Here is a 14,709-nt window from a genome sequence, read left to right on the forward strand (position 1 = left end):
GCGGCGCCGGCCGTCGCCCGGTTCGATCTCGATAACCTGTGAATGAAGAAGGGGCGCCTTGATGTCGGGCACTTGGCTGACAACCCGCGCGTGGCTTTTGATGCTGCCGCTTCTCGTGGTCATGATATCAGTCATCGGCTGGCCTCTGATCGATACCGTCGGCCTCTCCTTCACCAATGCCAAGCTCGTCGGCACGCAAGGAAACTTCGTCGGCATCGACAATTACGCCAAGATGCTCTCCGGCTCGAATTTCCAGCGCACGCTGATCACCACCGCATGGTTCGCGATCGTCTCGGTCGCCGCCGAAATGGTGATCGGCGTGCTTGCTGCCCTGCTGCTGAACCAGCAGTTTCGCGGCCGCACCGCGCTCCGCGCCCTGATGATCCTGCCCTGGGCGCTGCCGACCGTCGTCAACGCCACGCTCTGGCGGTTAATCTACAATCCCGAATACGGCGCGCTGAATGCCGCGCTGACCCAGCTCGGCCTGCTCGACGCCTACCGCTCCTGGCTTGGCGAGCCGGGCACGGCGCTGGCCGCCCTCATCGTCGCCGACTGCTGGAAGAATTTTCCGCTGGTGGCGCTGATTGCGCTCGCTGCCTTGCAGGCCGTGCCACGCGACATCACCGCCGCCTCGCTGGTCGACGGCGCCGGCGCTTTCGCCCGCTTCCGCTTCGTCATCCTGCCCTATCTCGCCGGCCCGCTGATGGTGGCGCTGGTGCTGCGCACGATCGAAGCCTTCAAGGTCTTCGACATCATCTGGGTGATGACCCGCGGCGGCCCGGCCAACAGCACCCGCACCCTGTCGATCCTCGTCTATCAGGAAGCCTTCTCCTTCCAGCGGGCAGGCTCGGGCGCATCGCTGGCATTGATCGTCACGCTGCTGGTGACGCTGCTTGCTGCCGGCTACGCCGCTCTGGTGCGTAAAACCGCCGGGAGTGCGGCCTGATGGAACGCCGGAGCCCGCTCTTTTCTGTCTTCATTCATCTCTGCGCCCTGCTGCTTGCCGCCGTCATCCTGGCGCCGATCCTGTGGCTGTTCATCATGAGCATCTCGCCGGCCGCCGACCTTGCCGCAAAGCCGCTGCGCTGGTGGCCGCAGACGGTGGATTTCTCTCGCTACGGCGTACTGCTCTCGACGCTCGAAAACAGCGCCGGCGCCGCCTTCACCTCGTCGCTGCGCAACAGCATCGAAGTGGCGGGCATGGCGACGATCGCCGCCATCGCGCTCGCCATTCCGGCCGGCTGGGCGGTGTCGCGCACGCCCTCTGTGGGATGGTCGCTGTCGATGGTCATCGCCACCTACATGCTGCCGCCGGTGGCGCTCGCCGTGCCGCTCTATATGGGCCTTTCCCATCTCGGATTGCTGAACAACGTCTTCGGCCTTGCCCTCGTCTATCTGACCATCCTTGCGCCCTTCACCACCTGGCTGATGAAATCGGGCTTCGATTCCATCCCGCGCGAGATCGAATCCGCCGCGATGATCGACGGCGCCGGCCTGTTCCAGACATTGCGGATCATCACGCTGCCGCTCGCTGCCCCCGTGGTGGCGACGTCGAGCCTGTTTGCCTTCCTGCTGGCCTGGGATGAATTCTTCTATGCGCTGCTCTTCACTTCGGACCAACGCGCCAAGACGCTGACCGTCGCCATTGCCGATCTCGCCGGCGGCCGCGTTTCCGATTACGGACTGATCGCCACGGCAGGCGTGCTCGCCGCCCTGCCCCCGGTGCTGATCGGTCTCGTCATGCAACGCGCCCTGATTTCCGGGCTCACCAGCGGCGGCGTCAAGGGATGAAGATGACAGAAGAAACAATCCGGCCGGCCGGACTTGCGGCGATCGACCGCGAAATGGCGCGCCAGCATGCCGATGCGATCGCCTCCTATGAAGCGGCCCAGCCAATGGCAGCCACGGCCGCCGCTTCGCTGAAAAAGACCGGCAGGTTGCTGCTCATGGGCATGGGCGGCTCGCATGCCGTCAACCGCGCCGTCGAGCCGCTCTACAGGACGCTCGGCATCGATGCCGTCGCTTTGCCGTTGTCCGAACAGCTCGGCCAGCCGCTGCCGATCGCCGGCAGGACGATCTTCGTCACCTCGCAATCCGGCGAAAGCGCCGAGGTCGTGCGTTGGTTCAACGAGACCGGCGGCACGCAGGAGACCTTCGGCCTGACGCTCGAAGGCAGCTCTTTCCTCGCAAGAACCGCCCCGTCGCTGCTCGGCGCCGGCGGCACCGAGCTGGCTTTCGCCGCAACCCGCAGCCTGACGGTGACCTTCGCCCTGCATCTCGCGATCCTCGCCGCCCTCGGTGAAGATCCGGATGCAGCGCTCGCAGTCCTCAAGACGCCCGAAGACCACGATATCGCCGATGCCCTCGCCGCACTCGAAAACGTCGGGACGGTCGTTACGTCGGGACGCCGTCTGCAAGGCGTTGCCGAGGCGTTGGCGCTCGGATTGACGGAGCTGTCGCGCCGCCCCTGCTTTTCGCTCGAAGGCGGCCAGTTGCGCCATGGACCGATGGAGATGCTGGCGCCGGAGATCGGCGTCGTGCTCTTTCGCGGCTCGGACGAAACGGCCAGCCTAGTGACTGTTATGGCGACATCCGCCGTCGAGACCGGTGCCCCCGTCATCCTGTTCGACGCATCCGAGCAAGCACCGGTCACCGGCGCAGTGACGATCCGCTTTGCCCCGGCAACCGGCCTTGCCGCGATCTTTGCCATGCTGCCCGTCGCTCAACGGCTGATGATCGCCTTTGCCGACGCCCGCGTGGAGAATGCCGGAACACCGGTCCGCTCCACCAAGATCACCCGGAGCGAATGAATGCGGCCGCTTGCAGTCATCGGCAACGTCAACATCGACCTGATCCTTGGACCGGCCGCCCCCTGGCCAAAGGCCGGGACGGAAATCATCGTCGATCATGACGAGTTACGGGTCGGCGGAGCCGCCGGCAACAGCGCGCTCGCCTGGCAAGCGCTTGGCGTCGAATTCGAGATCGCCGCCAATATCGGCAGTGACCAGTTCGGCCACTGGCTGAGCGAAGCCTTCGGCCACCGTTCCGACAAGTGGCCGGTACGTCCTGAGAAAACGACGCTCTCCGTCGGCATCACCCATCCGGACGGTGAACGCACCTTCTTCACCACGAAGGGCCATCTGCCGCGCTTCAGCCTGGCAGATGTCTTCGCGGTCATCGAGGGCGAGAGACTTCAGGGCGGTTACGCCCTTCTCTGCGGCTCGTTCCTGACCGACGATTTGACGAGAGAATATGGTGCCTTCTTCGACTGGGCCGACAGTCATGGCATCACCGTCGCGCTCGATACCGGCTGGCCGCTCGACGGCTGGACAGACGAGAATTGCGCCGCGACACGCGCATGGCTCTCCCGCAGCGGTATCGCGCTGCTGAATGAGGTCGAATCGACGACGCTTGCCGGCATTGCCGATCCCGTCGAGGCCGCACGTCACATCAGGTCGCATATGCCAAAGGGTGCGATCATCGTCGTCAAGCGCGGCCCGGACGGCGCTCTCGCGATCGGGCCGGACGGCCTGTTGGTTTCGGTAGCGGCACCCGTTGTCGAGGTCGTCGATACGATCGGCGCCGGCGATGTTTTCAACGCCGCCTTTCTCGCCGCACTCGCCAGCGATGAGCCGCTGATTTCTTGCCTGGAGGCGGGAACCGCAGTCGCCTCGCGCGCCATATCCACCCTTCCCCGCAACTATGGCAGCCCGTCATCTCCTGAGGAGCCTGTGCGATGAGCGCACTCGAAATTCAGAACATCCGCAAGACCTATGGCGAGGTCGAGACGCTGAAGGGCATCGACATCGCGCTGGAAAGCGGCGAATTCCTCGTGCTGCTCGGCTCCTCCGGCTGCGGCAAGTCCACGCTCTTGAACATCATTGCCGGCCTCGCCGAGGCGACGAGCGGCGATGTCAGGATCGGCGGCCGCTCGGTGCTCAGCGTGCATCCGAAGGACCGCGACATCGCCATGGTCTTCCAATCCTATGCGCTCTATCCCAACCTGACGGTGCACCGGAACATCGGCTTCGGCCTGGAAATGCGCAAGGTCCCGGCGCCGGAACGAGACAGGGCAGTGCGTGACGCGGCCAAGCTCCTGCAGATCGAAAAGCTGCTCGACCGCAAGCCGAGCCAGCTTTCCGGCGGCCAGCGCCAGCGCGTTGCGATCGGCCGCGCGCTGGTGCGCAAGCCTGAGGTCTTCCTCTTCGACGAACCGCTCTCCAATCTCGACGCCAAGCTGCGCATGGAGATGCGCACCGAGATCAAGCGGCTGCATCAGATGCTGAAGACCACGGTCGTCTATGTCACCCATGACCAGATCGAGGCGATGACGCTTGCAAGCCGCATCGCCGTCATGCGCGACGGCCGCATCGAGCAGTTGGGCACGCCGGAGGAGATCTACAATCATCCGGCAACGCTCTATGTCGCCACCTTCGTCGGCGCGCCGCCGATGAACCTGCTGGAGGCGACGGCGCGGGACGGTCGCCTGGCGCTTTCAGGCTCCGATATCAGCCTGCCCCTGCCCGCCCGTTTCCGCGAGACGGCCGGCAATGGCCGCGACCTTATCCTCGGCATTCGTCCCGAGGCGCTTCGCACAGACGGCACCGGCCCGTCGATTGAGGCAACCCTCGAGGTCGCAGAGCTGACCGGCCCGGAACTCGTTGTCACCGCCCTTACGGGAAATCAGCGGTTGACGGCCTGCCTGCCGCCGCGCACGCCGATCCGCGACGGTGAGAAACTCACCCTCTTCTTTGACGAGGAGGCAATGCACCTCTTCGATTCGGAGACTGGTCTCAGCTGCTGCCGCTAACGATAAGAAACGGCCTGTCGCGGGCCGACCGACCCATCGGTCGTCAATTCGCCGCGTCGACGGGTTTCCGCTTGTAAACGTGAATATAGTCGACGAGCAAAATCGAAGGGTTCGGCGTTTCATCGATCGGCCAGCCCGAGCCGAGCGCCAGATTCACCAGCGGATAAAACGGCATGTGGAACTCCTTCGGCGTGTCGAAGCTCCAGATGAACTGACGGTCAAGGTAGAAGCTCGTCTTGTCCGCTTGGATATCGACGCCGTAGGTGTGATAATCACTGTTCAGAATTCCGTCCTGGACGGTTTGCCAATGGCCACCAGTGGTGTTCTGGCCGCCTTGGCTCTGACGCCAGATATGGAAGCCCATGCTGAATTCGTAGGGCGCGCGTCCATAATATTCCAGGACGTCGATTTCGGCGGTGTATTTCGACCGGTCGAGCCCGATGAGCCAGAATGCCGGCCACACGCCCTTGCCCGGCGGCAGCTTCATTCTGGCTTCGAAATAACCGAACTGCTGCGAAAAACCTTCCCCCTTCGGGTTCACCGACGAGAGCAGCCCCGAGCGCCATGTGCCGTCGGCCTCCTTGCGCGCTTCGATCTTCAGAATTCCCTGACCTGTGGTAAACGGAAAGCCGGGAGCCGGATCGGTGAAACGGGCATCACCGAAGTCGCCGTTCCAGGGCGTATGGGCGATCCAGCGGGAGCTTTTCTCTCCCCAGGCCGAAACGTCGAGACTGTCGAAACTCTCCTCGAACGTCAGCTGGTATGCGTTGATATTGAGCGGTTCCTGGGCCACACTCGGTCGGCCCGGCAACGCCCCCAGACCGAGAACGACGAGCAAACCCAAAACCTTAGAAGATATTCCGTAACGCATCCCGCTCCTCCGAAAACGCCAAACCAATCGTTGGACTGCACTTGTCTCGATCATGAAGTGAGAACCCCGTTTCGTCGCGGCATGAGCCTTTGGACGACGATGGTCTCGATGCCGTCGGGTCTTCCCAGAATCTGCCACACGAGCAGCGCGAAAGCCCAGAAGATCGCCACTGCCGCCCCGCCGCAAAGCGCCAGGCCGACGACAAGGTTGAGGCCGACAGGCATGGCGGCGAGCATCGGCTCCGCCCAGACCAGGAAAGCGATCATCGGCAAGCTCGCGGCCAGCGGCCGGCAAAACGAATTCAGCTGCGCGGCAAAACTCGCGCCGATCAGCCGCCGCGTGATGACCAGCGATGCGCCATAGGCGACGAGGACTGCCACGATCCGCGCGCCCAGCGCCCCCGCCACCTGAAAATAGGCGATACCCAGGACGGTGACCGGAGCCCTGACGGCGAACTCGACAAACATCCTGAGAGCGACATAACGGGTATTGTTCATCACCATGGCCAATGGCGGCATCATGTTCGTGGGAAGGCCAAGCAGGCTGACAAGGCACAGCCATTGCAGGATCGGCGCGGACGATACCCACTTCTCACCGACGAGAATCCGTACGGTCGGCTCGGCGAGAAGGGCAAGCGCGATGAGAATGGGCGCCGCGACGAAGGTGATCGCATTCGTTGCCTTGAGATAGGCGGCAACCAGGTTGCGGCGGTCTTCGACAGTGGAAAATGCCGCCATCAGCGGACGCAGCAAGGGCCCGACGAAGGTCTGATATGGAATACCGGCGATATTGTCGGCGACGCTGAAGGCGCCGAAGGTCGACAGACCGGTAAAACGCGGCAGCAGCAGCCGGTCCAGCTGCCAATTGATCGAATTCAGCACCTGCGACACAGTATTCCAGCTGATCATGTCCTGAAAATGCTTCCATTCGGAAAGGCTGAATGTCGGTCGCATCGGCGCAAAGACATAGGACGTGATCATCGCCGCGGTCGGGCCGGCGACCGCTCCGATCGCCAGCCCCCAATAGCTGCCTGTTGCCACAGCTACCCCTACCCCGAACAGCAATGTCGATCCCTTGGCGATGAGATCGAGCGCGAACTCGCGTTTAAAATCGAACCGCTGCATGAAAAGAACCATGCGCGGACTGATCGTGCTGCGCATGGCAGGCGCGATCGAGAGAACGGCGACAAGGGCGAAAAGCCGGGAATCGTCGTAGATCAGCGCCATCGGCCAGGAGATGATCATCATCAGCAGGCTGATGGCGAACCCCCTCAGCAGGCTGAGAGTGAAGGCCGTGGCAAACATCTCGTTCGAAGGCGACGGCTGGCGCATCAGGGCCTGCGTCAACGGCAGATCCAGGATCGCCTCGACGATGACCAGGACCGAGGTCGCGATGGCGACCAGGCCGAAATCCGCCGGGCTCAACAGCCTTGCCAGGACAAGCAGGCTGACGAAATCGAGCATCCGCGCCAGGAATTTTCCGCTGATGGTCCAGATGCTCGCCGTCGCCGTCCTCTCAGATACGCTTGACATGATCTATTTAACTATTCCTCGTCGAGGGTTTGAGATGGCTTCGGTCGCAGCGGCGGGGCAGCGAGCTCCGCTCCTTCCCGTCAACCCGCCCGTCTTCTGAAGACGTCTGCGGATCGGTCGCCGTGGCTGGACAGCTGTTGCTCGATGAGACCGGACAGACGATCGCGGAATACGGCGGAGGAGAATTTCAGCGAGTGCGCGCGGATTGCGTGCGGATCGATATCGTCCTCGACCTCCTCGAATGCGGCCATCGTTTCCAAAAGGGCTTCCGTCGTCTGCTCAGCGAAGCGAAAGCCGACCTGCGGCGACGACACGGTTTCCCTGGCGCCGCCGGCGTCGAAGGCCAAGACCGGCCGCCCGGATGCCATGGCTTCCACCGGCAGGATGCCGAAATCCTCCGTGCCCGGAAACAACAGGGCGCGGCATCGTGACAGGTGGTCGCGCAGCACGTTGAAGGGCTGATGACCGAGAAACTCGACGGTCGGTCCGGCGATCGACTTCAGATAGGGCAATTGTTCGCCCTCGCCGATAACAACCAGCTTTCGCCCGGCCTCGGTGCAGGCGCGCACCGCAATATCCGGCCGCTTGTAGGTGGTCAGCTGTCCGGCATAAAGGTAGAATTCGCCTTTCCCTTTCCCCACCGCAAAATCATCGGTGGCAACGGGCGGATGGATGACGATGGATTCCCGGTCGTAGAAGCGGCGAATGCGGCTTGCGACATAATCGGAGTTGGCAACGAACACATCGACGCGCGAAGACGTCGTCACGTCCCAGGCGCGCAGCATCGGTGCGGTAATCGACATCAGGGCGCGGCCTACCCAGGGAAGGCCATGGCGATAGACATGGAACTGATCCCAGATATAGCGCATCGGCGAATGGCAGTAGCAGACATGGAGAGCGTCGGCGCGCGTGATGATGCCCTTGGCAGGCCCGGATTCGCTCGACAGCACCAGATCGTAATCCTGCAGATCGAACTGCTCGAGCGCGAAGGGCATCAGCGGCAGCATCTTGGTATAATGCCGCTGCGCGCCGGGGATCTTCTGCAGGAAGGAGGTGCGGATGTTCCGCGTCTTCAGAAAATCGCTGATGCGATCCCGGTTGCAGACCAGGGTGAAAATATCGGCCTGCGGAAACATGCGGCACAGTTCTTCGACGACCTTCTCGCCGCCTCGCATCGAAACGAGCCAGTAATGCACGATAGCGACGCGAAGCTGCTTGGCTTCGCCTGCGCTTCCGGCCGCGGCGACGCGTCTTTTCGCCATCACAGGCGCATCGCCGAGAAAGGCTCGCGCGTCGGGAAGAGAGGTTGTTGCTTTAAGGGTCAACTGAATACTCCTTGTCTCGCCGCACCGTCTGCCAGTTCGGCAACCACATTCGTCGAAATCAGGCTGTGATATTCGGCAAGAAGCGCGTCGCGCCATTCCTCGTGTGTCGAGGCGAGATCCGGCGACTTCAGGAAAGCCCGCTCGCTCATGGCGCGGACCTCTTGCCTCGACATCTGGCTAAATCGCGCCAAAGTCTCGGCAAAGGCGCTTTCGTCGGCCGTATCGCAGGCAAGCGCCATGCCGGCTCTTTCCATTTCCTCGGCGAGAAAGGCGCTGCGCGACATGATGACGGGCAGACCGCTCCTGGCCGCTTCGATAGCGACGAGACCGAACGGCTCGGGGTAGCGCGAGGGCATCAACAACGCCCGCGCCTGGCGGATGGTCGGGCCGATCTCCGCATGCGACTGCCAGCCGACGGCCCTGACGTGATCTCCCGACGCTCTGACCAAAGGCATCAGCGGTCCGTCCCCGATCACGCAGAGCCTGGCGCCGGCTCTGCGCGTGGCAGCTATGGCGTCCTCGACGCCTTTCTCTTCGTCCAGTCGACCGATAAAGACAAACTCGTCGTTGGCCTCAGCCTCGATGCGTTTGATCGAGAGGGGCGCGACGGGATTGCGGATCGTCGTCAGCCGTTCGGGCCGATACCCGGCGCCGACGAGAAAACTCGCCATCTTCTCGTGCAGCAGGATTATCCGGCCGAAATCGGCCTGATCCTTCAAGAGCCGGAGGACATTGGAGCCGCGGGCGACCCGCCATAATTTGTGCGAATAACTTCTCTTGTCGCAGGCCGTCGCAATGCAGCTTCCGCCGAGCGGACGTCGAAGGCAGATCTCCTGCGCCTGATAGTCGAAGAAGGCGCCGTTGGGGCAGGCCGTGAAGAAATCATGCGCGTGAACCACGCATCGTCCGGCGACCGGCGCCAGCGCCTTGAAAATCGCGGGAGACAGGATCTGGTGCCAGCCATGCACGTGGTAGACGGTGTTGGCGGTATCCTTCGCAGCAATCCAGTTCGCCACCATGCGGACGGCGGCGCCGTTGTGAATGCCGGTGACAAAAGCCTTCGCACGCTCGGCGCTGAGCAGGTCGCGGCTGTTCAGTCCGACCATCGAGACGCCGAGCGCGACAAGCTCCGCATTGGCGGCGTCGTCCCCGCAAATATAAGTCACGGGGATGTCGAGCCCGCGAAAAAGCTTGGCAGACAGCACCGCCAGGCCTGTCGCACCGCCTCTGGCCACCGAATAGTCGTCGATGATGACCACACGATCGATCTTTGTCGTGCCGAGGCCGGGAAAGCGGCCGAGGCTTGCCGTGGATCGGATGGCTTGGGAAAGCGACGGGCGCATCACTTCACCGAAACCGCGCCGTTGGCACAGGCCTCCAGCGCCTTGCGGTTGAGAATGCGGATCTTGCCCTGCCCCCCGTCGATGATCTTGCCTTCCCGCAAGCGCCGCAGGCATTGATTGACCTTCTCGCGCGACGCCGGCAGCGTTGCGGCCAGATCGTTTTGCGAGATGATCAGCTCGTCCCCGCTGCTTGCCGCGTCTTTTCCATAAACAGCAGACAGCCGCAGCAGCGTGCTGGCCAGCCTCGACTGCAGGCTCGACGCCGCATTCGCAATGATCCGGAGCTCAAGCTCCGAAATACGCGCCAGCGCCCTGGAGAACACCTTTTCGCGAAAGCAGGGATCGCTGGCATACATGTCGCGCAACAGGCGGCCCTCGAAGAAATGCAACTCACAATTGGAGCCAGCTCGGTATTCGAGGCTCAGTGTCTGCCTGCGCAGAACCTCGAGCTCGCCGATCAGACCTGATTTCGGGATGATCTCGACGATGAATTCCCTGCCGTCGGGCAGCATCGTGCTTGCGCTGACCACCCCCGCATGCACGCGAGCGAACATATCGATCAGGACGCCGGCTCCGGCGATGACCTCGCCGCGCCGGAAGCGCCGGACGCTCGACCGGCAGGAAAGGAATTCATCGTCGAGCACTATGCGGCTGCCGAGATGAATGCCGCCGCTAGCCGAAACCGCCGCCTTGCCGATGCCGGCCCTGCGATCTGATGCGTGTGTCACCCCATCCATGCGCATAACTCCGAGTACTCGAATGACCATAGGCAATGCTGCACTGCATCATTTAAATCACCTTAATATGCAAGTCAAATAACATCGCTGATATATGTGGTAAAGACGAAGTCTACATTGAGTTTAAAAAGAAAAAATATATCAAATCTCGAAATCAAAAACTCGGAGCGACCAAAGAACAATCGTATTCTTGAATCAAGCGTGCCCATCAAAAAGCCTTATGCATTAAAAATAAGCAATAATCGAAGTGATGATATCAAAAACACAAATGAATTTTAGTTGTTTAATCACCTCTAATTAGGTTAGATCGCGATTTAGAATGATAATAAGTTAATCCAGGCGCGGTCAAAATTCTCTTCTGCCGTTTTAGTAGCATAAAGAATTTATTAAGGATTATGACCTTGGTAACAGACAACCAGAGTGCGGCGCAGCAAAGTTTGAACGGTTCTTAATCGGAAAGTTTTGGAGACCCCGATGGCATGGGAAGCACATAGTTTCGAAGCATGGTCACGTGCCGGGCAGTCTGCGAAAGGCGGCGGCCTCCATACCTCCCAGCCTCATGCGGCAGGCAGATCCTCCAAGCGCGCGCTCGATTTCCTGATGGCGATCACCGCCCTGATCCTGCTTTCCCCGCTTCTGCTGCTCGTCGCAATGATCGTGAAGCTCTCCGACCGCGGCCCGATCTTCTATTCCCATACACGCATCGGTTTCGGCGGCGTGCCGTTCGGATGCCTCAAGTTTCGCACGATGAAGACCGATGCGAGCGCTCAGCTTGCCGAATTGCTGCAAAACAATCCGGCGGCGCGAAGCGAATGGGAAGCGACGCGCAAGCTGAAGGATGATCCGAGGATCACGGCCGTCGGCGAGATCCTGAGGCGATCGAGCATTGACGAGCTTCCCCAGTTGTTCAATGTCGTACGTGGCGAAATGAGCCTGGTCGGCCCCCGGCCGGTCACCGCCGAGGAATTGCCGCGCTACGGCGAGCATATGTGGGCCTATATGGCCGTTCGTCCTGGACTGACCGGTCACTGGCAGACCAGCGGGCGCAACGATGTCAGCTACGAGCATCGGGTTTCCCTCGACGTTCACTACATCAACAATTGGTCGCTCGCCCGGGACTTCGTCATCATCGCCAAGACCATTCCCGCTCTGTTTACCCAGCGTGGCTCCTACTGAGCATTAAAGGGGAGAGCTGCCGATCATGCCCGACATCGGAAGACACGTTCCTCCCCCGTCCCTTCCAAGCTGCAAGTACTTGGTCACCCGGTACCTGGTTACTCCGTGATACCGCCATTTTGGATTAGGACAACATGACCTCAAGCACGATCTTCAGTGGTGTTTCTCCGCTATCTCTGCCTGCCGCAACCACTGGCGGGAATTCGCCGCTGACATTGCGGGATATGTTCTTCTTTCTCAGGATGCGCTGGCTGTGGATCGTGGCGACGACGATCGCCTTCCTCGCAGTGGCCGGGAGCTACCTGCTGACCGCCGAGCCGACTTTCGTTGCCAGCACGCAGCTCGTGATTTTCCCCCAGGTGAGCGGCTCCGAAGCACAGAGGGCTTTCGCGGAAGACGCGTTCATAGAGGGGCAGCTGGAAATTGCCAGATCCAGCGATGTCGTCGGTGGAACGGTAAGGGCGCTTAGCCTCGATACCGACCCTGACTTTGTCGACCAGACGCCTTCGCTGCAGGACAGGGCGAAGAACTGGTTGATGGGGATCTCTTCGGAACCGGATGTATCTCAGGAAACGGCAGCCGCAGCAACGCATGAAAGACGACCGCAGACGGAGCAGGAGCGGATTTACGACCGGGCGATCGCCACGCTGGCGAACATGGTGGGAATACGCCGGATCGGCAGTTCGACGATCATCGAGATATCGGCTGCGGCGTCGACCCCTCAGAAGGCCGTCGACATCGCCGACACGCTCGCCAAGCAATATATCCAGAAGAATATCTCGATGAAGGCTAATGCCTCCCGGCAATACAGCGAATGGCTGGAGAAATTCGTCAGCGAGCAACAGCGTGGACTGGCCGAAGCTGCCAGCGCCCTGGCCAGCTTCACCAGCAATCCGCGCGATCAGTTCAAGCTTGCCGAGTTGCAGAGCGCGACGGATGCTCGCCGCACCCTCTATGAAAATACCTTGAACCAGCTGACCGAAGCCAGACAGCGCATCACCTACCCGGTATCCGACGCCACGATCGTCTCGCGGGCCACGCTGCCTCTTTCCAAGGCCAGACCACGCAGCGCGCTTGTCTTAGCCTTTGCGGCGGCGGTTGGTCTCGGCGCCGGCCTGGCGCTCGCCATGATAAGGCATGCCGGCGATCGCCGGATCGTCCGCCCCCATCAGATCGCGGAAGCCGCTGGTTTGTCCTTGGTCACTCTGCTGGAGACATCGAAGCTGACCCGGAATGGACACTCCCGGCGTTTCATCGCCGCCGGCACGGGCAGCAGCACCGCAGCCGCCTATCCCGTTATTCCAGGCATGGCGGAACTGAGCGCAACTGTCGTCGGTCTTCGACGCAAGCGCCGGGTCGTCATTGGGATCGTCGCCGTCAATCCCGGCGGCGGGGCCTCGACCATAGCATGCGAACTTGCCGTGCTGTCGTCGATCTCAGGGGCTCAGACGCTGCTGATCGATGCGGCCGCGCAGAAATCCTCGCTCAGCAAATCGATCGCGCCCCATAGCTCCACGGGCCTTGTCGATGTTCTCGACAATGGCGAACTGATCCAGGCGGCGGCATTGCCCCTCACCCCGACGCTGAAATTCCTTCCCCTAGGCAAGGTCGAAGCGGTGACGCCGGCCATTCGCCTGAGTTCACGCCGCACGCAGTTGAGCTTCGCCGACCTGAAAAAGGAGTTCGACGCGATATTCGTCGACATTTCCGCATTCTCCGCTTCGCCGGATGCCAATGCGATTGCGCCGGAGCTGGACGGAGTCCTCGTCGTCACCTCGCACGGGCGCACCTCGATCGACGACACCATGCGCGTCATCGATACCCTGCGCAATGTCGGCGCCGAGATCCTTGGCGTGATCATCAACCATGCACCGAAGAGAATGCAGTCATGACCTCGACTTCGGCAGGAGCAACCAGACAGGACGACTCGGTCAGTTCGACGTCTGTTCCTTGCGGCCCTGAAGCCATGGGCGCGCGCGAGCGCCGCCCATGGCGAATTGCCGTGGGGATCGCTTCGGCAGGCCGCCCGTCGATATTGCGGGAAACGGTCGATTATCTCCTGAGCCTGCCGGATCAGGCGGAGCGGCTGATCGTCTGCGTGCCCGTGATCGACGATGCCGCCGGGCTCGCCGAGCGCCCCGACGTGGAAGTCATCGTCGGCAGCCGCGGCCTGACCTCCCAGCGCAACAGGATCATCGAGGCCGCTGCGGCCGATACGGATATTCTGATCTTCCTGGACGACGACTTCATCCCCGCCGCGACCTTCCTGTCGCGGATTGCCGCCGTCTTTGCGGCAAAGCCCGACGTGGCGATCGCCACCGGCGAAGTCCTGGCCGACGGCGTTCTCAACGGCGGCCTCAGCATGTCAAAGGCCCTGCAGGTTCTGGAAACCGCCGGCGAAGGCGCCGAAAAGGTGACGGAGGTCTATAACGCCTACGGATGCAACATGGCGGTTCGCCTTGCATCCGTTCTCGAGCACGAGCTTACTTTTGACGAGCAGCTGCCGCTCTATGGCTGGCTCGAGGATGTCGATTTCAGCCGGTCCATCGCCCGCTACGGCAGGTCCGTGCGTGTCGAAGGCGCCCGCGGCGTGCATCTCGGCGTCAGATCCGGGCGCCAGCCCGGCCGAAGACTCGGTTATTCGCAGGTTGCCAATCCTGTCTATCTGATCCGGAAGGGCACGATGTCGAAAGGCCGTGCAATCGCACAGATCGGCCGCAACATCCTGGCGAACGCGTCGGGCCTGTTGTTCAAAGACCGCCTGGTCGACCGTTGGGGACGCTTGAACGGCAATGTGCTGGCGCTGTCCGATCTTCTGATCGGCCACGCCTCTCCGTCCCGCATTCTCGAATTCGGCAATCCGTCGCCGCGCGAGATGCATTCCCCGTCGATCGCAACGAAACGGAGATAGATCA

General features: G+C 61.8%; 13 protein-coding genes. 8 read left to right on the plus strand and 5 right to left on the minus strand.

Annotation, left to right across the window (positions count from 1 at the left end; genetic code table 11):
* The first annotated feature begins 61 nt into the window (after positions 1-61).
* Genes QMO82_RS18525 through QMO82_RS18545 form a run of 5 tightly spaced genes read left to right on the plus strand, consistent with a single transcriptional unit; the run spans position 62 to position 4,810 of the window.
* On the plus strand, positions 62-946 hold the full coding sequence (locus tag QMO82_RS18525; protein ID WP_183607753.1) for a carbohydrate ABC transporter permease: 885 nt from the start codon (positions 62-64) through the stop codon (positions 944-946).
* Positions 946-1,791: a carbohydrate ABC transporter permease gene (locus tag QMO82_RS18530; RefSeq protein WP_183607752.1), complete on the plus strand. Its 846-nt coding sequence runs from the start codon at positions 946-948 to the stop codon at positions 1,789-1,791. Before QMO82_RS18525 ends, QMO82_RS18530 begins: the two co-directional genes overlap by 1 nt.
* Positions 1,788-2,810 carry an SIS domain-containing protein gene (locus QMO82_RS18535; protein ID WP_183607751.1) on the plus strand — a complete coding sequence of 341 codons (1,023 nt, stop codon included), beginning with the start codon at positions 1,788-1,790 and terminating at the stop codon, positions 2,808-2,810. Before QMO82_RS18530 ends, QMO82_RS18535 begins: the two co-directional genes overlap by 4 nt.
* The gene (locus QMO82_RS18540) at positions 2,811-3,740 is read left to right on the plus strand and encodes a PfkB family carbohydrate kinase (RefSeq protein WP_183607750.1); all 930 of its coding nucleotides are present in this window, start codon (positions 2,811-2,813) and stop codon (positions 3,738-3,740) included.
* Positions 3,737-4,810, plus strand: a complete 1,074-nt coding sequence (locus QMO82_RS18545; RefSeq protein ID WP_183607749.1) for an ABC transporter ATP-binding protein — start codon at positions 3,737-3,739, stop codon at positions 4,808-4,810. The genes QMO82_RS18540 and QMO82_RS18545 overlap by 4 nt, the downstream gene beginning before the upstream one ends.
* A 43-nt stretch (positions 4,811-4,853) precedes the next feature.
* On the opposite strand, the gene QMO82_RS18550 is transcribed toward QMO82_RS18545, so the two are convergent.
* From QMO82_RS18550 to QMO82_RS18570, 5 genes are all read right to left on the minus strand, one after another.
* Positions 4,854-5,681 (minus strand): glycoside hydrolase family 16 protein, encoded by an 828-nt coding sequence (locus QMO82_RS18550; RefSeq protein ID WP_183608331.1) that lies wholly within the window; start codon positions 5,679-5,681, stop codon positions 4,854-4,856.
* 50 nt (positions 5,682-5,731) lie between these two features.
* On the minus strand, positions 5,732-7,213 hold the full coding sequence (locus tag QMO82_RS18555; RefSeq protein WP_183607748.1) for a lipopolysaccharide biosynthesis protein: 1,482 nt from the start codon (positions 7,211-7,213) through the stop codon (positions 5,732-5,734).
* Between the two features lie 80 nt (positions 7,214-7,293).
* On the minus strand, positions 7,294-8,538 hold the full coding sequence (locus QMO82_RS18560; RefSeq protein WP_183607747.1) for a glycosyltransferase family 4 protein: 1,245 nt from the start codon (positions 8,536-8,538) through the stop codon (positions 7,294-7,296).
* Positions 8,535-9,881: a glycosyltransferase family 4 protein gene (locus tag QMO82_RS18565; RefSeq protein ID WP_183607746.1), complete on the minus strand. Its 1,347-nt coding sequence runs from the start codon at positions 9,879-9,881 to the stop codon at positions 8,535-8,537. The genes QMO82_RS18560 and QMO82_RS18565 overlap by 4 nt, the downstream gene beginning before the upstream one ends.
* On the minus strand, positions 9,881-10,618 hold the full coding sequence (locus tag QMO82_RS18570; RefSeq protein WP_183607745.1) for a Crp/Fnr family transcriptional regulator: 738 nt from the start codon (positions 10,616-10,618) through the stop codon (positions 9,881-9,883). The genes QMO82_RS18565 and QMO82_RS18570 overlap by 1 nt, the downstream gene beginning before the upstream one ends.
* Before the next feature lie 474 nt (positions 10,619-11,092).
* Between QMO82_RS18570 and QMO82_RS18575 the strand changes: the two genes are divergently transcribed.
* The 3 genes from QMO82_RS18575 (at position 11,093) to QMO82_RS18585 (ending at position 14,705) form a co-directional block, all read left to right on the plus strand.
* A complete protein-coding gene (locus tag QMO82_RS18575) occupies positions 11,093-11,794 on the plus strand; it encodes a sugar transferase (RefSeq protein WP_183607744.1) in 702 nt (233 codons plus the stop codon).
* Positions 11,795-11,928: 134 nt separating this feature from the next.
* Complete coding sequence (locus QMO82_RS18580; RefSeq protein WP_183607743.1) at positions 11,929-13,686, plus strand: tyrosine-protein kinase domain-containing protein; 1,758 nt, start codon at positions 11,929-11,931, stop codon at positions 13,684-13,686.
* On the plus strand, positions 13,683-14,705 hold the full coding sequence (locus QMO82_RS18585) for a glycosyltransferase family 2 protein (protein WP_183607742.1): 1,023 nt from the start codon (positions 13,683-13,685) through the stop codon (positions 14,703-14,705). The genes QMO82_RS18580 and QMO82_RS18585 overlap by 4 nt, the downstream gene beginning before the upstream one ends.
* Positions 14,706-14,709 lie beyond the last annotated feature (4 nt).

Origin of the sequence: Rhizobium sp. BT04, assembly GCF_030053135.1 — a bacterium.
In the GTDB taxonomy this organism is placed as follows: Bacteria; Pseudomonadota; Alphaproteobacteria; order Rhizobiales; family Rhizobiaceae; genus Rhizobium; species Rhizobium binxianense.